26 protein-coding genes are annotated in these 23155 nt (G+C 66.2%); 13 read left to right on the top strand and 13 right to left on the bottom strand.

Annotated elements, in window-relative coordinates; translation table 11 throughout:
* The first annotated feature begins 12 nt into the window (after positions 1 to 12).
* Both atpD and B2585_RS09505 read left to right on the top strand, forming a co-directional pair.
* The gene (gene atpD / locus B2585_RS09510; RefSeq protein ID WP_292022366.1) at positions 13 to 1455 is read left to right on the top strand and encodes a F0F1 ATP synthase subunit beta; all 1443 of its coding nucleotides are present in this window, start codon (positions 13 to 15) and stop codon (positions 1453 to 1455) included.
* Positions 1456 to 1506: 51 nt separating this feature from the next.
* On the top strand, positions 1507 to 1917 hold the full coding sequence (locus B2585_RS09505) for a F0F1 ATP synthase subunit epsilon (RefSeq protein WP_292022364.1): 411 nt from the start codon (positions 1507 to 1509) through the stop codon (positions 1915 to 1917).
* A gap of 98 nt (positions 1918 to 2015) precedes the next feature.
* Here the strand turns inward: B2585_RS09505 and B2585_RS09500 are convergent, their stop codons facing one another.
* Together B2585_RS09500 and B2585_RS09495 are read right to left on the bottom strand one after the other, a co-directional pair.
* Positions 2016 to 2570, bottom strand: a complete 555-nt coding sequence (locus tag B2585_RS09500; protein ID WP_292022361.1) for a hypothetical protein — start codon at positions 2568 to 2570, stop codon at positions 2016 to 2018.
* Positions 2571 to 2635: 65 nt separating this feature from the next.
* Positions 2636 to 3337 (bottom strand): DUF1194 domain-containing protein, encoded by a 702-nt coding sequence (locus tag B2585_RS09495; protein ID WP_292022360.1) that lies wholly within the window; start codon positions 3335 to 3337, stop codon positions 2636 to 2638.
* Positions 3338 to 3475: 138 nt separating this feature from the next.
* Between B2585_RS09495 and B2585_RS09490 the strand changes: the two genes are divergently transcribed.
* From B2585_RS09490 to B2585_RS09480, 3 genes are all read left to right on the top strand, one after another.
* Complete coding sequence (locus tag B2585_RS09490) at positions 3476 to 3841, top strand: hypothetical protein (protein ID WP_292022358.1); 366 nt, start codon at positions 3476 to 3478, stop codon at positions 3839 to 3841.
* Between the two features lie 50 nt (positions 3842 to 3891).
* On the top strand, positions 3892 to 5100 hold the full coding sequence (locus B2585_RS09485) for an MFS transporter (protein WP_292022356.1): 1209 nt from the start codon (positions 3892 to 3894) through the stop codon (positions 5098 to 5100).
* A gap of 96 nt (positions 5101 to 5196) precedes the next feature.
* Positions 5197 to 5523 carry an H-type lectin domain-containing protein gene (locus tag B2585_RS09480; protein WP_292022353.1) on the top strand — a complete coding sequence of 109 codons (327 nt, stop codon included), beginning with the start codon at positions 5197 to 5199 and terminating at the stop codon, positions 5521 to 5523.
* 116 nt (positions 5524 to 5639) lie between these two features.
* Here the strand turns inward: B2585_RS09480 and B2585_RS09475 are convergent, their stop codons facing one another.
* Positions 5640 to 6653: a ribose-phosphate pyrophosphokinase gene (locus B2585_RS09475; RefSeq protein ID WP_292022351.1), complete on the bottom strand. Its 1014-nt coding sequence runs from the start codon at positions 6651 to 6653 to the stop codon at positions 5640 to 5642.
* A gap of 107 nt (positions 6654 to 6760) precedes the next feature.
* On the opposite strand from B2585_RS09475, the gene B2585_RS09470 reads away from it, so the two are divergent.
* Both B2585_RS09470 and B2585_RS09465 read left to right on the top strand, forming a co-directional pair.
* Complete coding sequence (locus tag B2585_RS09470; RefSeq protein ID WP_292022349.1) at positions 6761 to 7360, top strand: 2-hydroxychromene-2-carboxylate isomerase; 600 nt, start codon at positions 6761 to 6763, stop codon at positions 7358 to 7360.
* A gap of 56 nt (positions 7361 to 7416) precedes the next feature.
* A complete protein-coding gene (locus B2585_RS09465; RefSeq protein WP_292022346.1) occupies positions 7417 to 8178 on the top strand; it encodes an alpha/beta fold hydrolase in 762 nt (253 codons plus the stop codon).
* Here B2585_RS09465 and B2585_RS09460 read toward each other — a convergent pair.
* A complete protein-coding gene (locus B2585_RS09460; RefSeq protein WP_292022344.1) occupies positions 8175 to 9224 on the bottom strand; it encodes a threonine aldolase family protein in 1050 nt (349 codons plus the stop codon). The two genes, B2585_RS09465 and B2585_RS09460, sit on opposite strands and share 4 nt — an antisense overlap.
* Positions 9224 to 9676: a YcgN family cysteine cluster protein gene (locus B2585_RS09455; protein ID WP_292022343.1), complete on the bottom strand. Its 453-nt coding sequence runs from the start codon at positions 9674 to 9676 to the stop codon at positions 9224 to 9226. Before B2585_RS09455 ends, B2585_RS09460 begins: the two co-directional genes overlap by 1 nt.
* Before the next feature lie 211 nt (positions 9677 to 9887).
* Between B2585_RS09455 and B2585_RS09450 the strand changes: the two genes are divergently transcribed.
* Positions 9888 to 11021 carry an EAL domain-containing protein gene (locus B2585_RS09450; RefSeq protein WP_292022341.1) on the top strand — a complete coding sequence of 378 codons (1134 nt, stop codon included), beginning with the start codon at positions 9888 to 9890 and terminating at the stop codon, positions 11019 to 11021.
* A gap of 34 nt (positions 11022 to 11055) precedes the next feature.
* On the opposite strand, the gene B2585_RS09445 is transcribed toward B2585_RS09450, so the two are convergent.
* Both B2585_RS09445 and B2585_RS09440 read right to left on the bottom strand, forming a co-directional pair.
* The gene (locus B2585_RS09445; protein ID WP_292022339.1) at positions 11056 to 11733 is read right to left on the bottom strand and encodes a sugar transferase; all 678 of its coding nucleotides are present in this window, start codon (positions 11731 to 11733) and stop codon (positions 11056 to 11058) included.
* A gap of 325 nt (positions 11734 to 12058) precedes the next feature.
* Positions 12059 to 12796: a SapC family protein gene (locus B2585_RS09440; protein WP_292022337.1), complete on the bottom strand. Its 738-nt coding sequence runs from the start codon at positions 12794 to 12796 to the stop codon at positions 12059 to 12061.
* A 196-nt stretch (positions 12797 to 12992) separates the two neighbouring features.
* Between B2585_RS09440 and B2585_RS09435 the strand changes: the two genes are divergently transcribed.
* The 4 genes from B2585_RS09435 (at position 12993) to B2585_RS09420 (ending at position 15924) form a co-directional block, all read left to right on the top strand.
* A complete protein-coding gene (locus tag B2585_RS09435) occupies positions 12993 to 13547 on the top strand; it encodes an RNA polymerase sigma factor (RefSeq protein ID WP_292022335.1) in 555 nt (184 codons plus the stop codon).
* A complete protein-coding gene (locus B2585_RS09430) occupies positions 13547 to 14119 on the top strand; it encodes an anti-sigma factor family protein (RefSeq protein WP_292022333.1) in 573 nt (190 codons plus the stop codon). The genes B2585_RS09435 and B2585_RS09430 overlap by 1 nt, the downstream gene beginning before the upstream one ends.
* Before the next feature lie 28 nt (positions 14120 to 14147).
* Positions 14148 to 15419 carry a S8 family serine peptidase gene (locus tag B2585_RS09425; RefSeq protein WP_292022331.1) on the top strand — a complete coding sequence of 424 codons (1272 nt, stop codon included), beginning with the start codon at positions 14148 to 14150 and terminating at the stop codon, positions 15417 to 15419.
* Positions 15420 to 15573: 154 nt separating this feature from the next.
* Positions 15574 to 15924 (top strand): hypothetical protein, encoded by a 351-nt coding sequence (locus tag B2585_RS09420; protein WP_292022329.1) that lies wholly within the window; start codon positions 15574 to 15576, stop codon positions 15922 to 15924.
* A gap of 61 nt (positions 15925 to 15985) precedes the next feature.
* Here B2585_RS09420 and B2585_RS09415 read toward each other — a convergent pair whose 3' ends face one another.
* The 6 genes from B2585_RS09415 to B2585_RS09390 form a co-directional block, all read right to left on the bottom strand.
* Complete coding sequence (locus B2585_RS09415) at positions 15986 to 16861, bottom strand: formate/nitrite transporter family protein (protein WP_292022327.1); 876 nt, start codon at positions 16859 to 16861, stop codon at positions 15986 to 15988.
* Positions 16862 to 16930: 69 nt separating this feature from the next.
* Positions 16931 to 17344: a sugar dehydrogenase complex small subunit gene (locus B2585_RS09410; RefSeq protein ID WP_292022325.1), complete on the bottom strand. Its 414-nt coding sequence runs from the start codon at positions 17342 to 17344 to the stop codon at positions 16931 to 16933.
* Positions 17337 to 17957, bottom strand: a complete 621-nt coding sequence (locus tag B2585_RS09405) for a c-type cytochrome (protein WP_292022322.1) — start codon at positions 17955 to 17957, stop codon at positions 17337 to 17339. The genes B2585_RS09410 and B2585_RS09405 overlap by 8 nt, the downstream gene beginning before the upstream one ends.
* Positions 17954 to 19573, bottom strand: coding sequence for a GMC family oxidoreductase (locus tag B2585_RS09400; protein ID WP_292022321.1), 1620 nt, complete (start codon positions 19571 to 19573; stop codon positions 17954 to 17956). The genes B2585_RS09405 and B2585_RS09400 overlap by 4 nt, the downstream gene beginning before the upstream one ends.
* A gap of 76 nt (positions 19574 to 19649) precedes the next feature.
* Positions 19650 to 20384: a phosphatase PAP2 family protein gene (locus B2585_RS09395; RefSeq protein ID WP_292022319.1), complete on the bottom strand. Its 735-nt coding sequence runs from the start codon at positions 20382 to 20384 to the stop codon at positions 19650 to 19652.
* 31 nt (positions 20385 to 20415) lie between these two features.
* On the bottom strand, positions 20416 to 22161 hold the full coding sequence (locus B2585_RS09390; RefSeq protein WP_292022318.1) for a mechanosensitive ion channel family protein: 1746 nt from the start codon (positions 22159 to 22161) through the stop codon (positions 20416 to 20418).
* A 132-nt stretch (positions 22162 to 22293) separates the two neighbouring features.
* Here B2585_RS09390 and B2585_RS09385 point away from each other — a divergent pair, with 132 nt between their 5' ends.
* Positions 22294 to 23148 carry an SDR family oxidoreductase gene (locus B2585_RS09385; protein ID WP_292022316.1) on the top strand — a complete coding sequence of 285 codons (855 nt, stop codon included), beginning with the start codon at positions 22294 to 22296 and terminating at the stop codon, positions 23146 to 23148.
* Positions 23149 to 23155 lie beyond the last annotated feature (7 nt).

The following is a 23155-nucleotide window of genomic DNA, read 5'->3' as shown; positions in this document are numbered from 1 at the left end:
GAGAAACGAAACATGGCGAAAGCACCGACCAAAGCAGCCGCGAAAGGCAAGGTGACCCAGGTCATCGGCGCCGTCGTGGACGTGAAGTTCGACGATCACCTGCCGGCGATCTTGAACGCGCTTGAAACCGACAACAACGGCAACCGCCTCGTCCTCGAAGTGGCGCAGCACCTTGGTGAGAACACCGTGCGCGCGATCGCGATGGACGCGACCGAGGGCCTCGTGCGCGGTCAGGAAGTGAACGACACCGGCGCGCCGATCTCGGTTCCCGTGGGCACCGCGACGCTGGGCCGTATCCTCAACGTCACCGGCGATCCGGTCGACGAAAAGGGCCCGGTCGAGGCCGACGAGTTCCGCCCGATCCACGCGGAAGCCCCGGATTTCGACGAGCAGGCCACCGAGGCCGAAATCCTCGTCACCGGCATCAAGGTCATCGACCTGCTGGCGCCCTATTCGAAAGGCGGCAAGATCGGCCTCTTCGGCGGTGCCGGCGTGGGCAAGACGGTTCTCATCCAGGAGCTCATCAACAACATCGCCAAGGTGCACTCGGGTCTGTCCGTGTTCGCCGGCGTGGGTGAGCGGACCCGTGAGGGCAACGACCTTTACCACGAGATGATCGAATCCGGCGTTCTGACCCCGGACAACCTGCCCGACTCCAAGATCGCGCTGGTCTACGGCCAGATGAACGAGCCGCCGGGTGCCCGTGCCCGGATCGCGCTGACCGGCCTGACGCTGGCGGAACAGTTCCGCGACGCCACCGGCACCGACGTTCTGTTCTTCGTCGACAACATCTTCCGCTTCACGCAGGCGGGTTCCGAGATGTCAGCGCTTCTGGGTCGTATCCCCTCGGCCGTGGGCTACCAGCCGACGCTGGCCACCGACATGGGCGCGATGCAGGAACGGATCACGTCCACGAAAAACGGCTCGATCACCTCGATCCAGGCCGTGTATGTGCCCGCGGACGACCTTACCGACCCGGCGCCGGCCACGACCTTTGCCCACCTCGACGCGACGACCGTGCTTAACCGCGCGATCTCGGAACTCGGGATCTACCCGGCGGTTGACCCGCTCGACTCCACCTCGCGTCTCATGGACCCGCTGATCATCGGCGACGAGCACTATCAGGTCGCTCGTGACGTGCAGGGGATTCTCCAGCGTTACAAATCGCTGCAGGACATCATCGCCATTCTCGGGATGGACGAACTGTCGGAAGAGGACAAGCTGACCGTGGCCCGCGCCCGGAAAATCCAGCGTTTCCTGTCGCAGCCGTTCGACGTGGCGAAAGTGTTCACCGGGTCCGACGGTGTGCAGGTTCCGCTGGAGGACACGGTCTCGTCGTTCAAGGCGGTCGTCGCCGGCGAATACGATCACCTGCCCGAGGGTGCCTTCTACATGGTTGGCGGCATCGACGAAGTGATCGCCAAAGCCGAGAAGATGGCTGCGGAAGCTGCGTAATCAGTCCTCCCCCGGCCCGTGCCGGGGGGCGGCTCCTGACAGGAGACAAACATGGCTGACATGATGCAATTCGACCTGGTGTCGCCGGAGCGCCGCCTGACCTCGACCGAGGCCAGCGCGGTGCAGATTCCCGGCGCCGATGGCGACTTCACGGCGATGGCCAACCACGCGCCGGTCATCGCCACGCTGCGGCCCGGCATCGTCACGGTGCAGGGCGCATCGGGCGAAGAGAAGTTCGTCGTGACCGGCGGCTTCGCCGAGGTGACGCCGGACGGGACCAGCGTTCTGGCCGAGCGGGCCATGCCCGCCGGAGAGGTGACGCAGGAGGTGATCGACGATTTCGTGGCCTCCGCCGTCGCAGCCCGCGACAACGCGACGCCCGAGATGCTCGACCAGCTGTCCAAGCAGGTGGGCGACATCGCGCTCGTCGCCTCCGAGCTGGGCCTGCAAAGCAAGGCATAAGAACCCGAACGACCGGGGGACAGTGAAAGCCCTGCATCTTCGGATGCGGGGCTTTTGCTTTGTGGGGGCCGGACGGACGCGCGGGGGGCGTCCTGTGCCTAGTGGTTCTGGCCCATCATGCGCTCGTGAACCGCCTGCATCCCGCGCTCGGCCATATCACTCACTTCGGCCGCGTGGGTGTGCAGCGCCGCGACGAGGTCCGGGTCGTCGCTCGTCTGGACCACAACGATACCCGCTTCGGTCACCTCGATCTCGTTCACCAGTCCCTCGGCGCGGTCGAAGAAAATGTCGAGCGTCGGGGATTGGATGAAGATGCGCGGGTCGTCGCCCGCCTCGACCCGTCCGATCATGCCGACCACATGGCTGACGAGGGCCGCCATGACTTCCGGGTCGGAGGAGCTTGTGACGGTGCGGATGCCGTTGGGCAGATTTTCGACCGTGCGCGAGAGGGTCTGAAAGCCGCGAAACATCATGGCGAGTTCGGCGCTTTCCTCCGGTGTCGCGTTCTCGCCCCTGAGGCCGGGCATGGTCACCTCATCATGCCCCGTGCCGTCCGCGCCGTGCATGTGGGACATTTGCGCGCTGGCCAGCGACGGGGCAAAGACCAGCATGACGGCAAGAAGAGCGGACGCGCAGCGGTGGGGACGAACCATTGGAATCTCCTTCGTGATCCCCAAGTCCTATGCCTAAAATTGAATAAGTGGAAGTGACGAAACCGTCACCGGTCAAAGGCCGGGAGGTCGAGCCGCACGAAGCTGAACGCGCCAAGCTCCCGTAGCAGTTTCCGGCGCATCGCCTCTTCATAATCATTGTAGCTATTCGTGGGTTGCACGAAAGAGCCCGCGCCCTGGATGACCGACTGCAAGTAATACTGAACCACGGTCGGGTCGTCGTCCATGATCACGAGACCGTTTACGGTGATCAGGGACATGTCGTGGGCGAGATAGGCGCTTTCAGGCGGGAACCCATCGTTGTTCACCCCGTCCCCTGACACGTCGATGACCTGCCGGTCACACGCCTCCGGCGCTTCCTTCAGCAGGTTCAGGGCGTGCCCCAGCGCGTAGCCCAGCGACGTTGGAAATTCGTCCACGCGCCGGGCGGCGCTGCGGAAGGTTCCGGCGGCGCGTGCAAGGTCGTCAGCGCCCCGCACGAAGGTCCACGGGAGTTGTTCGTACTGGTGGCGCGAACCGCTCCACTCGAACGCGGTGAGCCAGATGCCGCCCCGCGCCGCCACCGCGTCAGCCACCGCCGGATCGGTCAGCGCACCGGCCAGGCCGTCCTGCTGGAGCCGGTACTCGCGGGCGTCGATGGAGGCCGAGACGTCCAGAGCCAGCACCAGCGCGATGTCGCAGGCGCGGGCCGCCGTCGAACCGAGAACGGCGGAGCACAGGGCGAGGCAAGCGAGAGCGGAACGCAACATGGGGTGTCCTGACGATGGGGCTGACCGCAGCCTATCACGCTTGCTGACCTTGCCCAAATCCGGTTCATTTCCAAGGAGTGCCACGAAATCGTCCATTTGGGGGTCCAGACTGGGGGCCATCACAAAGGAGTATTCGGCATGATGTTGAAATCCTTGTTCGTTTCGCTGCTGATTCTTGCCCCCACAGGGGCTGCGGCGCAGCCATTTTCGACCTCGATGGCCCAGTGTGCGGGCATCTACGATTCCGTGGCGCGGTTCATGACCGACCCGAACCGGCAGGCGGAGCTGGTCCATGCCGCCGCCGACTGGCTCGACGCTGCGCGCGTGCAGGCGGTGGGCGAAGGGGTGGTTGATCCGGAAAAGACCGTGCACGCGACCTATCGCGTGGCCAAGGCGGAGTGGGAGGCCAAGGGGATGCGCATCGTCTTTTCGCAGGAATTCCGGGACTGGACGGCCTATTGCCGGTCCTTTGCCGCGGATCGGGGGATCGAGCTGGGGCTTTAGTCCGGCCTGAAAACCGTTGATCGCGGGCGCATCGCACCCTAGCAAAAGCCATGACCCCGCGCCCGCTTCATTTCATCCTCGCGACCATCCTGATCGACGCGATCGGGGTGGGGCTGATCTTTCCTTTGATGCCGGACCTGATGGACCGTGTCGGCGCGGGCGGGGTGTCGAACGGGGCCGTGCTGGGCGGCATCCTCATGGCCGCCTATGCGGCGACGCAGTTTCTGTGTGCCCCGGCCGTGGGCGGGCTGTCGGACGCGATCGGGCGCAAGCCCGTGCTGCTCGTGGCGCTGGCGACGCTGGCGGTGGACTATGTCATCATGGCGCTGGCGACGAGCTTCTGGCTGCTGCTGGTCGGACGGCTTCTCGCAGGTGTGGCGGGGGCGACCTATATCACCGCGACCGCCTATCTCGCCGATATCTCACCGCCGGAGAAGCGCGCGGCGAATTTCGGGCTGATCGGCGCGACTTTCGGCATCGGCTTCGTGCTCGGCCCGGCGTTTGGCGGGCTGCTCGCCGGGATCGACGTGACCGCGCCGTTCTGGGTGGCGGCCGCCCTGTCGGCGGCGAACGTGGGTTTCGGCCTCGCGGTGCTGCCTGAGAGCCTGCCACCCGAGAAACGGCGGGCGTTCCGGGCGAGCGACCTCAACCCGTTTGGTGCGATCCGAGACGCCTTCCGCCTGCCAGAGTTGGCGCTGCCCCTGTCGTGCATGTTCGTCTTCGAGTTCGCCAACATGGTCTACCCGACGCTCTGGGCCTTCTGGGGACGGGCCAATTTCGGGTGGTCTGCCGCGATCATCGGGGTCTCGCTCGCCACATATGGCGTGGGTGTGGCGATCACGCAGGCGGTGGTGTTGCCCGCGCTTCTCAAAAGGATGAGCGAGTTCCGCGTGCTCCTTATCGCGCTCTGCGTCGGGATCGTCGCGGCCTTTGCCTTCGGGCTGATGGAGGCGGCCTGGATGGTGGCGGTGGTGCTTCCCATTGCGTGCCTGTCGGATATGGCGCCGCCGACTTTGACGGCGATCATGGCCAATGTGACGAGCGACGACCGGCAGGGCGTGCTGCAAGGAGTGATCGCCTCGCTCGGCTCGCTCGCGGCGATCTTTGCGCCGCTCATCATGACGCCGGTGTTCCGCAGTTTTTCGGGCCCCGACGCGGCACTGCGTTTGCCGGGCGCGCCGTTCCTGATGGCGGGACTGCTGCTCGTCGCTTTGGTGCCCGTGGTATTGAAGATGCGCCCGGTCGCACAATCGTCCTGACGGTCTTGCAGGACCGCCTGCGTTTGAGGCAAGTTGGCACCGGGCAGGGCGACAAGCTAGCAGGTTTCGAACATGTGGCGCATCAGAACCCATAGAATGGGCATCGACCGCGGGTCAAAAGTGCTTTTTTCCGACTTCGTGACGGATGGCGCGATGTGGACTGGCGAGGGCGACCGGGAGATCCGGATGCTCATTCCCTTCTCCGAACCCTTCACATCGGCCCCGGCCGTGATGGTTGGCATGTCGATGTGGGACATCGACGCCGAGACCAATTCGCGGATCGATATCTCGTCCGAGAACATCACCGAGAAGGATTTCGAGATCGTCTTTCACACCTGGGGCGATACCAAGGTTGCCCGAATCCGGGCCGACTGGGTGGCCTTTGGTGAGGTCGCCGATGACGACGACTGGGACGTGATCTAGGCCCCGGAAACGGTATGCACACCGTATGCACATCCTGTGCACACACTGTACATACGATTGTATGACATCAGGTTAACCGTCGCCCGCCCGTGCGCGTGCGCCGAGGCCGCGCGAGGTCAGGCATACAGCGTCTCGTAGAGCGGCTGGAGCGTGGCGTGTTCGAACAGGGACGAGACGGAAGTGCCGCCCCAGATGTTCAGGATCGCCTGCGCGAAGATCGGGGCCATCGGCACCACGCGGATGTTCGGCGCGGCGGCCACTTCGGGGGTGGGCGAGATCGAGTCGGTGAGGACGAGGCTTTTCAGCTTCGACGCCGTGACACGCTCCACCGCCGGGTTCGACATGACGCCGTGGGTGATATAGGCGTGCACCTCTTCCGCGCCGCATTCCATCAGAACGTCGGCGGCCTTGCACAGGGTGCCGGCGGTGTCGCAGATGTCGTCGACGATGATGCAGCGCTTGCCGGTCACGTTGCCGATCACGGTCATCTCTGACACTTCGCCCGCCTTCTCGCGGCGCTTGTCCACGATGGCGAGGGGTGCTTCGATCCGCTTGGCGAGTTCACGGGCACGGGCCACACCGCCCACGTCGGGCGAAATCACCATTACGTCGTCCATGCAGTCCTTGAAGTGGTGCTTCACGTCGAGCGCGAACACGGGGCTGGCATAGAGGTTGTCGACGGGCATGTCGAAAAAGCCCTGGATCTGGGTCGCGTGCAGGTCCATCGTCAGCACCCGCTCGATCCCGGCCTGCGAGATCATGTTCGCGACGAGCTTGGCCGAAATCGGCGTGCGGGCCTTGGTCCGGCGGTCCTGCCGGGCGTAGCCGAAATAGGGGATCACAGCGGTGATCCGGCCCGCAGACGACCGGCGCAGCGTGTCGGCGATGATGAGCAGTTCCATCAGGTTGTCGTTGGCCGGGCGCGAGGTCGACTGGATGATGAACATGTCCTCGCCGCGCACGTTTTCGTGCACTTCCACAAAGACCTCGGCGTCGTTGAACCGTTCGACCCGCGCATCGACCAGACGGACGGGCGATCCACGGTGGATCGACATGCGCCGGGCGACCGCTTCGGCCAGCTTGAGGTTCGCGTTGCCCGAGATGAGCTTGGGTTCGGTGATGGCTGGCATGGAATGATCCCCGGCTGTCCATGTAACAGAATCGCGATTGATCGCGTTGACTTCGCTTAACACCGGGCTAGGTTCATGGCCACCTGTGGTGCGTTGGGGGAAGCGTTATGGCGAAGATCGAGTACTATTTCAGCACAATCTCCCCTTACACCTACCTTGCAGGCCCGCGTTTGCGCGCGATCGTCGAGTCGCACGGGGCCGAGATCGTGGTCAAACCCTTCGATATCATCGGGCTGTTCCCGCGCACGGGCGGTCTGCCCTTGCCGGAGCGGCATCCGTCGCGGCAGGCCTATCGCCTCGTCGATCTCGAACGGCAGGCGAAGAAGGCGGGGATGCCACTCAACGTGAAGCCCGCGCATTTCCCGACCAATCCCGCGCCCTCGTCCTATGCGATCATCGCGGCACAGGCGGCGGGGGGGGGCGATGTGCTCGGCCTTGTCGAGCGCCTGCTGGCGGCCTGCTGGGCCGAGGAAAAAGACATCGCGCAGGACGACGTCATCAAGGAATGCCTCGGCGCGGCCGGGTTCGATCCGGCGCTGGCCGATACCGGGCTGTTCACCGGGGCCGAGGCCTATGGCCGCAACCTTGAAGAGGCCGTCGCGGCCGGGGTCTTTGGCGCGCCGACGTGGATCGTGGACGGGGGCGAGATGTTCTGGGGGCAGGACCGGATCGAGGATCTGGATCTTTTCCTGAAGGGCGCGCTCTGATGGAGGGCGGTCCGCCGCTGTCACGGATTGCGGGGCATCCCACCCATGTCGTGAGAATGGGGTCTGGCGTGCGCCGGGCGCTGTTCATTCATTGCTCGCTGGCCCACAGCGGGGCGTGGATGGGGGTTGGCGCCGCGCTTCTGGATAAGCTGTCGATGACTGCCTTCGACCGGCCGGGACACGGGCGGTCAGCGCCGTGGCTCGGGGGCGAGGACGGCAAGGCGCTCCATGACCTGACGACCGAGATCGCGGGGCAGCTGATCGACAAGCGGGCCGACGTGGTCGGGCACAGCTATGGGGCGACCGTGGCGCTGCGGCTCGCGATGGAATGGCCCGAGCATGTGCGCACGCTCACCATGATCGAGCCGGTGCTGTTCGCCGCGATCCGGGGCACGGCGGAATACGACGCGGCGCGCGAAATGATCTATGGCCTGCGCAGCCATATCGAGCGGGGCAACCGGATGGAGGCCGCGCGCATCTTTCACGACGCGACGAACCACGGGATGTATTTCGACGACCTGTCGCCCGAGCGGCAGAAGCGGATGGCGGCGCGCATCGACCTGGTGCTGGAGGAATCCCCGGCGACGTTCGAGGATACTGCGGGCTTGCTGGAGCCGGGGCGGCTTGAGAAGATCCGCCAGCCCGTGCTCTTGCTGGAGAGCAGCAACCCGCCCGTCGGCGTGCGCGCGGTGCACGAGGCGCTGGCCGCGCGGATTGCGCACCTGCAACGGGTGGTGGTGGTCGGCGCCGGGCACATGTCGCCCATCACCCATCCCGAGAATGTCGCGGGCGAGATTGCCGCGTTCCTGAAGGTCTAGCCGCGCAGAACGTGCAGGAAGCGGTCCACGCCGTCTTCGGTCATCGACCAGTCGCAGACGAGCCGCGCTGTCAGGCGGTCGTCGTCATGGGCGCCGTCGAGCTGGCCGTCGTAGATGTGATAGATCGCGCCCGCGTCGAACAGCCGCCGATGGTCGCCGGCCCGCAGGATAGGGAACATCATGTTGCCCGACGGTTCATAGGCGAAGCCCACGTCGTTCAGGCCCCGCATCCCGTCCTGCAACCGGAGGCGGGAGGCGTTGGCGGCCCGGGCGAGGTCGAGCCAGCGCCCGCCGTCGAGATAGGGCAGGAACTGGGCCGAGAGGTAGCGGTGTTTCGAGAAGAGATGACCGCCGCGCTTGCGCCGGAACTCGAACTCGCGGGCTTTCTCCGGGTCGAAGAAAACCACCGCCTCGGCCCCCATGAGGCCATTCTTGGTGCCGCCGAAGCTCACCACATCCACGCCCGCCTTCCAGGTCATTTCGGCGGGGGTGCAGTCGAGCTCCACCAGCGCGTTCGCGAAGCGGGCGCCGTCGAGGTGGACGGGCAGGCCGAAATCCTTGGCGACTTCGCAGAGCGCCGTGAGGTCGCCGCGGGAGTAGATCGTGCCGCGTTCGGTGATCTGGGTGATCGAGACCGGCCCGCGCTGTGGCCCGTGGACGCCGCGCGTGCCCTCGCCGGCGATCGTGTCGCGCAGGGCGTCGGGGGTCATGCGGCCATCGGTGGTGGGAACGAGGGTGAGCTTGGCGCCGCCGGTGTAGAATTCGGGCGCGTTGCACTCGTCCTCGTGGATGTGGGCGGTGTCGGAGCAGAACACCGTCTGAAACGGCTGCGTGTAGCTGGCGAGGGCGAGGGAGTTGGCGGCGGTCCCGGTCGGGACGAAGTGGACGGCGGCGTCGGGCGCTTCGAACACCTCGCGCACAGCGGCGGCGGCCCGCGCGGTCGTGTCGTCGGCGCCGTAACCGCCGGTGTAGCCGGTGTTCGCGTCCGCCAGCGCCTCGATCACGCTGGGGTGGGCGGGGCCGCCGTTGTCCGAGGCAAAAAACATCACAGGTCCTCTTCGATCAGGTAGTCTTCCCAGTCCTCTTCCGGCACCTCGAACTCCGGCACCGTCCAGCCGCGCACGGATTGCCCGGCAGCGTGGGTGCTTTCCGGGTCGCCGGTGACGAGCGGGTGCCAGTCGGGCAGGGGTTTGCCTTCGTGCCGCAGGCGATAGGCGCAGGTCGCGGGCATGAAGTAGGCGATCTTGTCCATGTTCGCGGGGGTCAGCACGATACATTCCGGCACGAACTGAAGCCGGATGTCGTATTGCGCGCAGCGGCAGGTGTCGTTGTCGAGCAGCCGGCAGGCGACGCGGGTGAAGGCGACCTCGCCGGTGTCGTCGTCTTCGAGCTTGTTCAGGCAGCACTTGCCGCAGCCATCGCACAGCGCCTCCCACTCCGGCGGGGTGAGGCTGTCGAGCGGCAGGGTCCAGAACTGTTTGCGCAGGCGAGTCGTCATCCGGCGAACCTGTCGCAGCGGGCCGGGAATGAAAAGGGCGATGCGGTCCTGGTCGGCGGGGCGGCGCGTGTTGGGGCGAACCGTGCGCCCGATTAACAACCTTAGGTAATGTATTTGTCTTGTTTGCCTGTATGAGTTGTATACTGTCGAGTCCGGAAAGGGGTGTCGCGTGATCCTGAACCACCTTTGAAATGCCCAGGTTGCCGAGGGCGTGCGGGCTCAGCTCGATCTTCTGCTGGACGGTGTGCGGCAGGAGGCCGGGTTCGACGCGGTGTTCATCGCCCGCATCGCGGGTGCCGAGCGGCGGGTGGAGGCGGTGGCGGCCGACCCTGCCGCCGACACGACGCTGCGCGCCGGTCAGGTGTGCGGCCTCGGCGAGTGCCCCGTGGTGGCCGCCGCCGTCGCAACCGATCCGTCCCCCTTCGCAACGATCATTCCCGCGACCATCTGGCCCGGATCGCCCGGCGACGGGGCGGCAGGTGTCGCGCTGCGCCTGTCGAGCGGGGAGGTCTTCGGCGTGTTGGGCGGGGTCGCCCGGCGCGTCGTGGCGGATGCCGAAGCGCGGCTGCGGGTGACGGCGTCGCACCTTGCCGTCGCGCTGGACGTGCTCCACGACGACGCCCTGGCGGCCCAGCGGCTGCGCGGGAAGCTTCGGGACCTGATCCGCGCGCAACGGTTCCGCCCCGTGTTCCAGCCGGTGCTGGATCTGGTCACGGGCGACGTGATCTATCGCGAAGGGCTTACGCGGCTTGAGGACAATGTGGGCATGAGCGTGCCCGAGGTCATCGCGGCGGCTCATTCCGTCGGCCTTGGCCCGGAAGTCGAGCTTGGCTTCGCCCGCGCGATCCTCGCAGCCGATAGGGCCTGGCCGGATGCGGCGGGCGTGGCGATCAACCTGTCGGAAACCACGCTTCACGCCCCGGCGTTCGAAGCGTTTCTGGCCGAGGAGGCCGAGCCGGGGATCACCGTGGAACTGACGGAGCATGAGCCGGTGCGCGATTACCCGGCCCTTGCCGCGCGGGTGGCGCAGATGCGGTCGGCGGGCCTGAGCCTTGCCATCGATGACGCAGGGGCGGGCTATACCTCGCTGCGCCATATCCTCGACCTGAAGCCCGACGTCCGCAAGATGGATGCTGCGTTGTCGACGCGGGTCGACACCGATCCCGAGGCATTGGCGCTCTTCCGGGCGCTGCAAGGGTATTGCGACGAAACGGGCACGATCCTTGTCATCGAAGGCATCGAGCGGGCTGAACAGTTGGCGGCGCTAAGCTCGGTCGGCGTGCGCTATGTTCAGGGGTTCCATGTCGGTGCGCCGGAGGAAACGGCGCAGTCGTCAGTCGGATAGCCTGCCTGAAAATTGAGCGGCCGGATCGCCCGGATCACATGCCGTGGCGGCCGAAGACCGTGCGGAACGTCATGCCGATGATCCGCAGTTCCATCGCGAAACCGGCGTTGCGGATGTAGTTGAGGTCGCGCGCCGTCTTGGCCCGCGTGGCATCGACACCGACGGCATAGCCGAGCGCCACCTGCGCAAGTCCGCTGATACCGGGGCGCACGAGGTGGCGTTCGCGGTAGCGCGGGACCATGCGCGAGAATTCGTGGGCATGGGAGAAGGTGTCGGGGCGCGGCCCGATGATGCTCATTTCGCCACGAAGGACGTTGTAGGCCTGCGGCAGCTCATCAAGCCTCATGCGGCGCAGAAGTCCGCCCAGCCGGGTGATCCGGTTTGTTTCGAGCGGGTCCTTGGCGGTGCGCGTGGTGCTGGCCGAGTGGGTCATCGTCCTGAATTTAATGACTTTAAAGGGTTCGCAGTCGCGACCCATGCGGTCCTGACGGAAAAACAGGGGACCTGCGTTAAAGAACGGGTTCAGCACGAGAAGCGCCAGCCCGGTCAGAGCGGCAAGGATCAACAGGATCACCGACAACACGATGTCGAACGCGCGCTTGGTCGCCCAGAATAGGGCAGAACCGCCAGGCCTTTGAAAATCATTCTTGAATCGGGTCCCGACGTTTTCAACGTCGGAAAACCGATACCCGATATTCGGATCGGCAGACATTATCGCCCCCAGTGTCTTACCTGCCGGACCAAACCCTTTCTGGGTTTCCGGCAGCCCACTGCGCCAACATACTGCAATGCGGCATCCTGTACAGACTCTCTTAAGACTAAAAGGGCAAACCGGCGTGCTTGTGCCTACTAACAAGCGCCAACTGCCCGGTTTTTGGGCGTCCTGTTGCCGCTAACGCCCTGCGATAGCGCGACAAACAATGACTCCGCAATCTGAAGTTGCCGGTCGGTGAAGGTGGCAACCAATTGGCGTATTTCGCACTGCGTCTCGGCATCCCGATTCCGAGGCTGGGGAATCGGCGCCGGACGCGGCGCGGTCAGGCCGCCTTTGTCTTGTCGGCGGTCGCGCGGGCGAGCTTGTTGGCGAGGCTCACAGACAAAAGATGCGCGTAGATCGCGGGCAGCACCCCCGCCTCGCGCAGTTTCAGGTAGTCGGCGTCAGGCAAGGCGCGCAGCTTTTCCTCGTCCACCACGGCGAAACCATGCAGGCTCGCCGATACCTCGCCCGAGGCATCACGCGCTTCGATCGAGATCTGCGAGAAGAGGTCGAGGTCTTTCAGAACCTCCAGCGCGCCCTCGGTCCGCTTGGCCGAAGCCGCGTATTCGGTGACAAGGCGCACAACGCGGTCCATGAACTCGGTCTTCTCGCCCGCCTCGTCGAAGAGCGGGGTGCCGCTGTCACTTTCGGCAAAGCCCGCATAGCCGCTGTCGACGCAGACGATCGGGTCGGCCCCCTCCTGCTCGCCGAGGATGAAGGGATAGCGGCGCAGGTAGGCCGGCATATAGCCCGGCGTCCACTTGCCTTCGGCATCGACAAACACGTTCTCGCCACTCTTGAGCCCGCACAGGAAGACGGGGGTAAAGCCGGTGCCGGTCGGCACGAAGACGATGGGAAGGTCATGGGCCGCTGCCGTGAACTCGTCGAACACCGCCGGGATCACCTGTGCCTCGCGCGCGAAGGCGAAGGGCTCGGCCGCGGCGGAAATCTGGAACCGCTTGTGGTTGACGGTCGAGAGCGCCTCCACGTTCTTGTAAAACATCGGCAACTGGGTCATGGGCAAATCCTTCCGTGCAATGGCGGGACTCTCCGACAGCCGGCCCGCCGAGTCAATTCCGGCAGGTCCCCCGGGGCGCGGGCTTGTGCGCCGGGGTCATGACCAGACAGCTTGACAGGTGGCGCGCGGGTCCGAACACTTGCCGTACCCGATCATTCCTCGGCGAAGCGACACGAACCTTCAGGAGAGCACGGACTTGGAAGACCCCCTCTCCCCCCTGATGACCGCGATCGCGTCCGGCGACAGGGCCGCGCTGGCGGGCCTTTATCAGCGTCTCGAAAAACCGGTCTACAGATTTATCCAGTCGAAATTGAACGATCCGCACGAGTCGGCCGACATACTTCATGACGTATTCATGGACGTCTGGCGCAGCGCCGGGCGGTTCGAAGGGAGATCGAAAGTGCAGACCTGGGTATTCGGAATCGCGTGGCGCAAGGTGATCGACCTCAGGCGGAAGTCGGGGCGCATGGATTTGCCGGGCGAGACGCCGGATATTGCGGATGAGCATGTCGATACCGAGGCGGCCGTTCTGGCCGGGCAGGAGGCCGTTCATGTGCGCCATTGCCTTGGCGAACTTGGTGATGAGCATCGCATGGCCATCTCGCTCGCCTTCTACGAGGATATGGCTTACGGCCAGATCGCCGAGGTTGCGGGCGTTCCGGAAGGCACGATCAAGACGCGGATTTATCACGCGAAGAAGCTGCTGCTGCGGTGCCTGTCGGGTCGCGTGACGCGGGAGGCGAGGGCGTGATGGCGCGCGAAGACATCGAAGCCCTGCTGCCGTTCTACGCGAACGGCACGCTGTCGGACGCCGAACGCGCGGAGGTCGAGGCGGCGCTGGCGGAGGACCCGTCGCTCGATCTTGAGCTTTCGGTGCTGCGTGCGATGCGCGAGAACCTGCAATCGGAAGAGCCGGGGAGCCCGGGAGAGTTCGGGCTTGCGCGGCTCATGCGCGAGGTCGACCGGGAGGCGCGCGCGCAGCCTCGGGCGCCCGCCCGCGGCATCCCGGTTCGGTTCTGGCAGGTCGCGGCCGCTCTCGCGCTCGTCGCGCTTGTCGCGCAGAGCCTGTTCCTGTTCGACAGCCGCGCGCCCGACTACCGGCTCGCCGGAGAGGCGGATGGCCAGATCGTGGTCGCATTCGATCCGGAGGCCACCGAGGCAGACATCCGCGCGCTTCTCAACGGCCTGGGGCTTGAGATTGTCGGCGGACCCAGTGCGCTGGGGCTGTATGAGCTTGCCGACCCTGCGGGGGAGGTGACGGAGGCGGATCTGGAGGCGCTGCGGGGGGCGCCGCAGGTCGAGTCCGCTGACCGCAATGACTAGGCTCGGGCTTCATAGGGGGCCTTGGGCCGTGGTTCTGCTGATCGCCGCACTGAGCCTTGCCGCGCAGGGACAGGCTCAGACCCCGCGGGGCGCCACCCCGGGGCGGACGCCCGTCACCACGACGACACCGTCGGGGCCTGCGACGACACCAGCCACGCGGCCCACGGGATCAGGGACGACCACGCGGGTTCCGCGCGATGATCGCGATCCTTCCGGAACGCCCCTGCGGATCGTCGCGTCCGAGGTTCAGACGCTCAACGGTCGCACCGAATACATCGCCATCGGGCCTGAGGGCGAGGCGGCGGGCACTGCCCGGACCCTCCTGTCGGCCGGCGCGACGCTGGTCCGGCGGCGCGCCTATCCGGGGCTTGGACGAGTCGGGCAGATCTTCGTTCTGCCCTTTACCCTCTCGCCGGAGCGGGCCCGGCGTCTGGTGGCCGACGCTGCTCCCGCGACACGGTTCGACGCGCATGGGCTGTATCGCTATGCCGAGGGTGGCCCGCGATTGTATGCGGAACGCATGGTGCTGGGGGCCGGGCGGTGCAGGGCGCCACCGTCCCGCACGATCGGCATGATAGACGGACCCGTGAACCTGACACATCCCGCGCTGGCATCAGCGCGGGTCGACGCCATTTCGGTCGCGCCGGGCGGGCGTGCTGCCGAAGCCCCGGATCACGCGACGGCCGTTGCGGCCCTGATCGTCGGGGCGGATGCGCGCGGCGTCTATGCCGGGTTCGCGGCGGGCGCCAGACTCGTGGCTGTCGATGCCTTTTCAGGCTCGGGCCGGCGGGAACGGACCAACGTGGATATGATCGGCGCCGGGCTCGATGTGCTTGTCCGGAGCGGCGTCCGGGTGATCAACCTGTCCCTGTCGGGGGGCGAGAACGCTGCGCTCGGCGCATTGCTGGCGGCCGCCGCGCAGCAGGGTGTCGTGATGATCGGGGCGGCGGGCAATGACGGGCGCGGCGTGGGCTGGCCTGCTGCCGCGCCGGAGGTCATCGCCGTCACGGCAGTAGATGCGGCGATGGCGCCCTATGGTCGCGCCAATCGCGGGCCGGAAATCGAGTTCGCCGCCCCCGGCGTCGATCTTTGGGTCGCGCGGCGCGACAGCGGCGGCTATGCCAGCGGCACCTCCTATGCCGCGCCGATCGTCACCGCGCTTGCGGCCCAGCTTGGGGCCGGTGCGGCGCTGTCCGCCTCGGACCTGCGCCGCGTTCTGCGCGCCTCGGCGCGTGATATCGGCGCTGGCGGGCGGGATCATGCGACCGGGTGGGGCCTTGTCCAGGCCTCCGGTTGCTGACCTTCCGGTTTCTTTCAAAAAAATAATCAATAAAAACAATGCAATGAAAGAAATCTGACGAAAATTTCGTCTTTCTTTGAACCTTCCGCCGTCGCCGCCCGACATACGAATACACCCGGCGCAACCGGGTCACATTCAAACGAGGAGACGACACATGACCATCATCAACAAAACCGCCATCGCCGCTTTCGCCCTGATCACGTCCGCCACCGGGGGCTCTGCCCTGGCCGGGAATGCCGGGGAGAGCATGCCGGCCTGCATCAACCATGTGGTGAATGCCTGTAACGAGAATTCCAACCATCCCGAGGCCTGCACGGAAGCCGGACTGTCGGCCTGTGAAGAACTCCATGGTCTGAGCGAACAGACCGCTCTGCCGAAGATCAAGATCTTCGAAGCGCCGAACGGGACCTACCGCGTCGTGATCGGAGACGGCCCGAGCCGCCCCCAGACCCGGGTCCCGACGGCCGAGCCCAACTTCCCCGGCACGGCGTCGCCGCGCGGCTGATCGAGAAAACAGAAGCGGGAAAAAGCGGGGCCTTGTGCCCCGCTTTTTTCGTTGTCGCGGGTCAGATATCCGTGCCCTGCTTCACTTCCCGGCGGACCTGCCCCCAGGCCATCAGCGCAAAGACGGCCGTGCCGCCGGTGATGTTGCCCGCCAGAACGGGGAAGAAGAACCGCAGGAGGCCCGTCATCACGTCCGTCTCGCCGTTCCAGAGGATCAGCCCGTATTCGACCGATCCGGCGACGATATGGGCAAAGCCCGCCGCCGCCATGATCCAGGTGAGGGTCAGGATCACGAAAAACGAGTTTCCACCCGCGGAAGGCATGATCCAGACGATGGCTGCGATCAGCACCCCCGCGGGCATCGAGCGTAGGAAATTGGTCAGCGCATCGCCCTCGACCGCGTGGCGGGCGACCGCGAGGAGGCTTTCATACAGCTCCGGCGACACGACGCCCGGCAGCGTGAGGAACCCGGCTGCGATCATCGCGCCCACGACATTCGCGGTCATGACAAGACCCCACAGTCGCGCCGTGCGGTTCAGGCACCACATGGAGCGACGGGAGATCACGGGCAGCACCGTCGTGATCGTGTTCTCGGTGAAGAGTTGCATACGGCCAAGAATGACGACCAGAAACCCCACCGAATAGCCAAGGCTTTCCACCAGTATGGCCCAGTCGGCGTCGGGCAGATTGTGGTGCAGCACGGCCTGAGAGATCACGGACATGCTGATGAGCACGCCGGCGGCCAGACCGGACCAGACCAGCGACATGGCCGGGCGCGACAGTTCCTCGTCCCCGTCGCGGCGGATGACCTCATAGATCAGGCGCGCGGAGAGCCGCGTCGCCTGCGTGACCGATTCCTCCTCCGATTCCGCGTGGATGGTCTCGGGCGCTTCGTCGTTGTCCTTGATCCCCGTGGGGCGATTTTCGTCGGCGGTCATGGCGCACCGTGGCTTGCGCGGTGGCCCGAGCGGCCTGCCGCATGTGGGAGGTGTGACAGGTTCATTCTGTCAGGCGCTTACAGGTTTCTCGGCCCAGTAGCCGGGAACGCCGCCGCAGTAGCTCGGCACGTTCAGGCTGTCTTCGACGGCGGCATACATGAGCGCTTCGGCATATGCGAAGCGGGTCGGGTCGCCGTCTTCGGGGCTGTACATGCCGGTGTAGAGCGTCTTGAGCAGGCTTTTCGACAGGTCAGGCGACGCGGTCTTTTCTGCCAGTGCGGTTCGATCCTCGTCCGGGAAAGCCCGGGCCGCCCCGGCAACGAGTGCGTTCGGGATGGTGTCAAAGCCCGCCAGTTCGCGGCATGTGGCTGCAAAGGCGAGGGTTTTCCTGCCGTCCGACTGGGCGAGGGCGGCTCCGGGCATCAGCGCGGCGGCGGATGCGCCGCCGAGGAACAGCCGGCGGGAGAGGTGTGTCTCAATCATTCTTCGCCTCCTCCGTCTCGGGCCGCCACGAGGCGTAATAGGCGGCGAGGTCAGAGATTTCTGCGGTGTCGAGACGGGCGGAATAGGCCCGCATCCGTCCCATCGGGTCCGAGGTCCGGCGTCCGTCCGCATAGGCGCGCAGTTGGTCGGCCAGATAGGCTTCGGGCTGGCCGTGAAGGCGTGGCGCGGTGCGGGCGCGGTCGGTGTCGGGGTCGAGCGAATGGCAACTGGCGCAGGGGGCGAGGCCGCGGCTCCAGTCGCCCTGGGTGACAAGCGCGGGCGGCGTGTCGTCGTTCATGCCTTTCGGTTCGAGGACCGGGCGGGGCGCGTCGGCATAGAGCCGTGCCATGGCCCCGTCACCCTGTCCGAGCGCGAGGGCGGTGAGTTCCATCTGGCGGTGGCGCCGGTCGCCCTCGCGGAAGGCCTCAAGCTGCCGTTCGAGGTAGCGGATCGGCTGGCCGTTCAGATCGGGGAAAACCTGCGTGGTGGGGCGCTCCGGCGCCACGGCGTGACAGGCCGAGCAATTCAGCAGGATGTCGGTCGACTGAGCCGAGAGGGCAGTGGGGCCGAAGGCGGTCAGGGCGAGCGCCAGGATCGTGCGGGCGACAGTCATGGGCGGGCCTCGTTCACGATGTGCTCGCCCATGCGCAGCGCGAGGGCGGCGATGGTGAGCGTGACGTTCACGCTGGAGACCGATGGAAAGGTCGAGGACGAGCTGATCCAGAGGTTCGGGTGATCGTGGGCCCGGCAATCGGCATCGACCACGCTGTCGCGCGGGTCGTCGCCCATGATCGTCGCGCCGGTGATGTGGTTGTTCGGCAGGTAGCCCTCGTTGTGTTCCACGCTGCTGGCCGTGGCGCCGAGCGTTTCGGCAATCCGCTCGACCCGCTTGCGCGTGTCCTCGGCGGCGCGCGCCACATAGTCGCCGACGTCATAGTGGATTTCGGGGCGGGGCAGGCCGAGCCGGTCGGTCTTGCCCTCGGTCGAGGGGCGGATGCGGTTGCTCGGGTCGGGGAGTTGTTCGTGGAACGCCGTGATGACCTGCCGGCGGGCGGTGCGATGGCGCACCGCCTCGCGCAGCTCTGTGCCCGTCAGCCCCTCGTCGATGGCCGCTTTCGCGATGCCTTCGACCGGGTTCATGTTCAGGATCATCAGTTTGCGCGCGGCATGTTCGCTGCGGAAATCGCCGTCACGCAGACTGGTGATGGCGGAAATCACGTTGGGGCCGCGTCCGGGCCAGAGCGGCACTTCGCTGTCGAAGGACGACGAGGTGCCGGGGTGGTCCATCAGGTTCCGGCCCACCATGTCCGAGGAATTGGCGACGCCCTCCGGCGCGTTCTCCTGCGTCGACATCAAAAGGATCTTGGGCCCTTCGATCCCGTTCGCGGCCAGCACGAAGCGGTCGGCCTCGATCCGGAACTCCTCGCGGCTCGGCGTGAGGTAGCGGGCCGCGATGATCTCGCCGTCGTCGCCGACTTCGAGGTGGTGGACCACGGCATTCGTGATCAACTCGGCCCCCGCGGCCTGCGCCTTTTCCACGGCGATGTTGCCGGAATACTGCGCGCCGATCGGGCAGATGGGCATACAGTTGGCATTGCCGCAGCAGGGCGGGCGACCGTCATAGACCTGCTGATTGTTGCGGGCCTGCGGCGCGCTGACGTGATCGTAGCCAAGGGCCGTGAGTTTTTCGTGAAAGACCTGATCCATGTAGGACAGCGGCGCTGCGGGCATCGGGTAGGGGGCGGAGCGGGGCGCGTCGAAGGGCGCGTCCTCGGGTCCGGCGACACCCATTTCCTCTTCCGCGGCCTGATACCACGGCTCGATGTCCCAGTAGTCGAGCGGCCAGTCGCGCCCGACCCCGTAGCGCGACTTCAGCTTCATGTCGTTGGGGAGGTAGCGCCACGCGGCGGCGGCCCAGTGCCACGTCGTGCCGCCGACCGCACGGATGTATTGCTGGTCGTAGGCGTGGGGGCCTTTCTGGATGAGGTAGTCGTCGGTGCGCGCGACCTGCGGCTGGGGCGCGTGGGGCACGGGCGGGTAGGGCGACATCATGGTCTGCGGGTCGGAGGAGCGGAACCTGTCGACCAGATCTTCGCGTTGCACCTGCGGGCCGTCGCACAGGATGCTCACCTTCAGGCCCGCCTGCGCGGCGCGATGGGCGACCATGCCGCCTGCTACGCCTGCGCCGATGACGAGAAGCTGGGGTCGATGAGGCAGTGTGTGGACCATTCGCGCGCTCCCTTTCCTTAAAGATCAACGGACCCGGCGGGCCATTGTTCCTTGCCGCTCACTTGCCGTGCGTCCGTCACGGGTCGTCGGGCGGATCGCAGTTCTCAGGCTCCACATGACCGCGGCGCGCGAGCAGTTGGGCGAGGCCGAAACACAGCGCCGCCCAAGCCGCGCCCGCGAGCCAGCCGGCGAGCACGTCGGTCGGCCAGTGCACGCCGAGATAGACGCGGCTGATGCCCACCAGCAGTGTCAGCGTGACCGCCACGCAGAGGATGAAGACCTTGAGGCGGCGGCGCGGCTGAACCCGTGCGAGGAGCACGCCGAGCGAAAGATAGGCGACTGCCGCCATCATCGAATGGCCTGACGGGAAACTCGCCGTGTGGACGATGGAGCCGTGCGGAACCAACTCGGGACGCGGGCGGTCGAAGGCGGCCTTCGCGAGGCTGGACAGCGCGATGCCGCCCCCGACCGAGGCGAGCAGAAACAGCATCGAGCTGATCCGGTGGCGCATGAGGAAGTAGAGTGAGACGAGCAGGGTCGAGAGGGTCAGGACGACGGTGCCGCCCAGAGCGGTCAGGTCGCGCCCCATTTCTTCCACCCACCCGGGTCCGATGGGATCTGACAGGTCGCCCGGCGTGCGCAATGCGAGGAGGATGTCGCGATCCAAGCTGCGCGTTTCGCCCTCAAGCACTTCGTCGGCCAGCTCGGCCAGGCCCCAGAAGAGGCAGATCAGACCGGCGAGATACAACAGCCAGCGCAACTCGACGACGCGCAGGAACGCGGTGAACGGGGAGGCTGTCGTGTCGGTCATGGGTGACTTTCCTGTCCTGAGGGTTGAAGGGTCAGCCCGCGCCGACGGCACGGGACGATTTTGATGCGCTGCTGTCATCTTCCGATCCGGCATCAAGCACCCGCTCGCGGGCGATCCACTCCGGGTGTTCGTCGCGCACGCAGGCCATGAGCTGTTCGCGCAGGCGGCTTTGCACGGTCCAGCCGGTCGAGGGGTCGGGCATCATGGCGTAGAAGCTGATCTTGAAGCCGTCGGGGGACTGGTCGGTCGCGTAGACGAAGGAATTCTCGGCTTCGTCGATATCCGGGTCCGCCTCGAGCATACGTTCGAACGACCGGCGCAGCGCCGACACGTCGGCGCGCGGGTCGAGCCAAAGGTCGATGACGCGCATCATCCGGGCCTCGGTGACGGACCAGTTCTCGAACGGTTTCGAGACGAAATAGGTCACCGGCACGACGATCCGCCGCTTGTCCCAGGTTCTGAGCCTGAGGAACGTGTAGAAGATGGATTCCACATAGGCCCATTCGCCTTCGAAGAACACGGCATCGCCGATCCGCACGGGCTTGGCGAAGGCGATCTGGAGCGAGGCGATGATATTGCCGAGCACGGCCTGGCCCGCGATGCCGAGCACGACGGTCAGCACGCCCGCCGAGGCCAGCAGCGTCATGCCGATGCTGTCGAAGAGGTTGAGCCGGACGAGCACGATGATCGCGGCGATGCCCACCGTTGCGAGCACGATGAGCCGCCGGAGCGCATAGATCGAGGTGTAGAACGCGCGTTCATCGACCCCGCGCTTGTCGTCGATCTCGCCCACATAGCGCAGCGTGATCTTGTGAAGGATGGCGTCGAGAATACGCAGCGCGGTCATGCCGACGCCCCAGACCATGACGATGATCAGCACCGGTTGAAGAAACGCCTGAACCGGGCCGGAGAACGACAGCACCCAGTTCAGGATCACCTGTGTCACACCCGCCATGACGAGAAGCGCCACAGGCAGGCGGCTGCGCTGCAACCCGTTCCTGAGCCAGTTGCGCGGGGCCCGCTGTGCGAGCAGGAATACCAGCTTCTGCACGACCCAGCCCAGCCCGATGACGCACAGGGCGAGCAGCGGAAGCGCGATCCATTCCCACAGCCACAGACCCATGATTTCGTATTTCAGGACATCCGGGATGAACCGTTCGTAGGGTCTTGGCCCGAAGGCATCGAAAAGCGGCGCGATATTGTCGACCGTTTGGGGGGTGAAGAGCCACAGGGCGTCCCCCTCGGGTGGCCTGTACCGGGCGATGCGCAGGTCATAGGCTGTGCCGCCGGTCTGGAGCGTTTCGATCTGTATGTCGCGGCGCGCGTCGCCCGACCGGCTGCTGGACCCGCCGCGCCGCTCGATCATGGCGTCGGGGCGGGCCGACAGGTCGGACCAGTCGATCCAGACCTGACGCTCCATGATCGAGGCGAGTTTGCGGGCAGCGTCGCGCCCGGCCTGCTCCTGCTGTTCGGGCGGAATGCGTGACAGGTTGAGGTAATGCGCGGCCGAGCCGTAGTCGCCCCGGTCGGCTGCGGCGACGAACCCGCGGATCGTCTGGCGCGGGGCGGACCGGTCCGGCGGGGTCGTGTCGTCGGTTTGCAGACCCGAGTTGAGCGCGTCGGTTTCGTACCAGAACTGGGAGTCGTCTTGCGCGGGCGCGGCGGGGGCGACCGCGAGCGTGATGACGCACATGAGCGCCGCCACGACGGGCCGGAGCCATCGCGGTGCGGCGCGGTCTGCGCCCCGGGGCGGAAAATCAGTCAGTTTGTGCAGCACGAAACCCCAACCCGAGGGGGGGGCCGGTGGTTCCGGTGTCGTGGCCCGGCGGCGCCGTGCCGACCCTGGAACTTCGCGGGAACGGGGCCGATCACCCGGCGTTGGGTTCAGGCAACCTGACTGGAGGATGACATGACCAAACATGCCAGAATTCCGCCGCAGCATCAGGACGCGATGCCGGCGGCCGAACATGAAATGAACCCCGCACCCGACTGGCGGCCCCGCTATCCGGGCAGCGGCCGGCTCGACGGCAAGGTCGCGCTGGTGACGGGCGGCGACAGCGGCATCGGCCGCGCGGTGGTCGCGCTGTTCGCCCGCGAAGGGGCCGACGTGGGGATCGTCTACCTCAACGAAGATCGCGATGCCGAAGACACGCGCCGGATCGTCGAGGAGGAGGGGCAGCGCTGCCACCTCGTGAAAGCCGACGTGGGTGACCATGACGCGGCCTTCGGTGCCGTGAAGGAGATTGCCGAGCACTTCGGGCGTCTCGACGTGCTCGTGAACAACGCGGCCCAGCAGTTCGTGGATTTCGACCTGCGCGACATCTCGGAGGAGCAATTGCGCCGCACCTTCGACAGCAACGTCATGGGCTATTTCTTCGTGACGCAAGCCGCTCTCGACCACATTCCCGACGGCGGGGCCATCGTGAACACGGCGAGCGTCAACGCCTTCAAGGGCAACGACAAGCTGGTCGACTACACCGCGACGCGCGGGGCCGTCTCGGCCTTCTCTCGCTCCATCGCGACGCAGCTGCTCGACCGCAAGATCCGGGTGAACGCGGTCGCGCCGGGGCCGATCTGGACGCCGTTCATCCCCGGCAGCATGTCGGACGAGATGGTCGAGGATTTCGGCGCGCATTCCCCGATGGGACGGGCCGGCCAGCCGTGGGAGGTCGCGACCTCCTACCTCTTCCTCGCCTGTGAGGACGGGAGTTACTTCACCGGCCAGACGCTCCATCCCAACGGCGGCATGATCGTCGGGAGTTGAGGCGCGC

The sequence above is a fragment of the Maritimibacter sp. UBA3975 genome, assembly GCF_002384975.1.
Lineage (GTDB): Bacteria > Pseudomonadota > Alphaproteobacteria > Rhodobacterales > Rhodobacteraceae > Maritimibacter.
The sequence above is the reverse complement of the archived record's forward strand: the minus strand, read 5'-3'. Positions and strand labels throughout refer to the sequence as shown.

What these genes read in the sequence shown, in the direction of transcription:
- B2585_RS09385 (WP_292022316.1), top strand. Translation starts at nt 22,294, where the DNA reads ATGACCAAACATGCCAGAATTCCGCCGCAGCATCAGGACGCGATGCCG.
- B2585_RS09455 (WP_292022343.1), bottom strand. Translation starts at nt 9,676, where the DNA reads ATGACGACTCGCCTGCGCAAACAGTTCTGGACCCTGCCGCTCGACAGC.
- B2585_RS09400 (WP_292022321.1), bottom strand. Translation starts at nt 19,573, where the DNA reads ATGGTCCACACACTGCCTCATCGACCCCAGCTTCTCGTCATCGGCGCA.
- B2585_RS09460 (WP_292022344.1), bottom strand. Translation starts at nt 9,224, where the DNA reads ATGTTTTTTGCCTCGGACAACGGCGGCCCCGCCCACCCCAGCGTGATC.
- B2585_RS09485 (WP_292022356.1), top strand. Translation starts at nt 3,892, where the DNA reads ATGACCCCGCGCCCGCTTCATTTCATCCTCGCGACCATCCTGATCGAC.
- B2585_RS09500 (WP_292022361.1), bottom strand. Translation starts at nt 2,570, where the DNA reads ATGGTTCGTCCCCACCGCTGCGCGTCCGCTCTTCTTGCCGTCATGCTG.
- atpD (WP_292022366.1), top strand. Translation starts at nt 13, where the DNA reads ATGGCGAAAGCACCGACCAAAGCAGCCGCGAAAGGCAAGGTGACCCAG.
- B2585_RS09445 (WP_292022339.1), bottom strand. Translation starts at nt 11,733, where the DNA reads ATGTCTGCCGATCCGAATATCGGGTATCGGTTTTCCGACGTTGAAAAC.
- B2585_RS09465 (WP_292022346.1), top strand. Translation starts at nt 7,417, where the DNA reads ATGGGGTCTGGCGTGCGCCGGGCGCTGTTCATTCATTGCTCGCTGGCC.
- B2585_RS09415 (WP_292022327.1), bottom strand. Translation starts at nt 16,861, where the DNA reads ATGACCGCCGACGAAAATCGCCCCACGGGGATCAAGGACAACGACGAA.
- B2585_RS09440 (WP_292022337.1), bottom strand. Translation starts at nt 12,796, where the DNA reads ATGACCCAGTTGCCGATGTTTTACAAGAACGTGGAGGCGCTCTCGACC.
- B2585_RS09495 (WP_292022360.1), bottom strand. Translation starts at nt 3,337, where the DNA reads ATGTTGCGTTCCGCTCTCGCTTGCCTCGCCCTGTGCTCCGCCGTTCTC.
- B2585_RS09420 (WP_292022329.1), top strand. Translation starts at nt 15,574, where the DNA reads ATGACCATCATCAACAAAACCGCCATCGCCGCTTTCGCCCTGATCACG.
- B2585_RS09405 (WP_292022322.1), bottom strand. Translation starts at nt 17,957, where the DNA reads ATGACTGTCGCCCGCACGATCCTGGCGCTCGCCCTGACCGCCTTCGGC.
- B2585_RS09480 (WP_292022353.1), top strand. Translation starts at nt 5,197, where the DNA reads ATGGGCATCGACCGCGGGTCAAAAGTGCTTTTTTCCGACTTCGTGACG.
- B2585_RS09395 (WP_292022319.1), bottom strand. Translation starts at nt 20,384, where the DNA reads ATGACCGACACGACAGCCTCCCCGTTCACCGCGTTCCTGCGCGTCGTC.
- B2585_RS09490 (WP_292022358.1), top strand. Translation starts at nt 3,476, where the DNA reads ATGATGTTGAAATCCTTGTTCGTTTCGCTGCTGATTCTTGCCCCCACA.
- B2585_RS09410 (WP_292022325.1), bottom strand. Translation starts at nt 17,344, where the DNA reads ATGATTGAGACACACCTCTCCCGCCGGCTGTTCCTCGGCGGCGCATCC.
- B2585_RS09470 (WP_292022349.1), top strand. Translation starts at nt 6,761, where the DNA reads ATGGCGAAGATCGAGTACTATTTCAGCACAATCTCCCCTTACACCTAC.
- B2585_RS09430 (WP_292022333.1), top strand. Translation starts at nt 13,547, where the DNA reads ATGGCGCGCGAAGACATCGAAGCCCTGCTGCCGTTCTACGCGAACGGC.
- B2585_RS09475 (WP_292022351.1), bottom strand. Translation starts at nt 6,653, where the DNA reads ATGCCAGCCATCACCGAACCCAAGCTCATCTCGGGCAACGCGAACCTC.
- B2585_RS09505 (WP_292022364.1), top strand. Translation starts at nt 1,507, where the DNA reads ATGGCTGACATGATGCAATTCGACCTGGTGTCGCCGGAGCGCCGCCTG.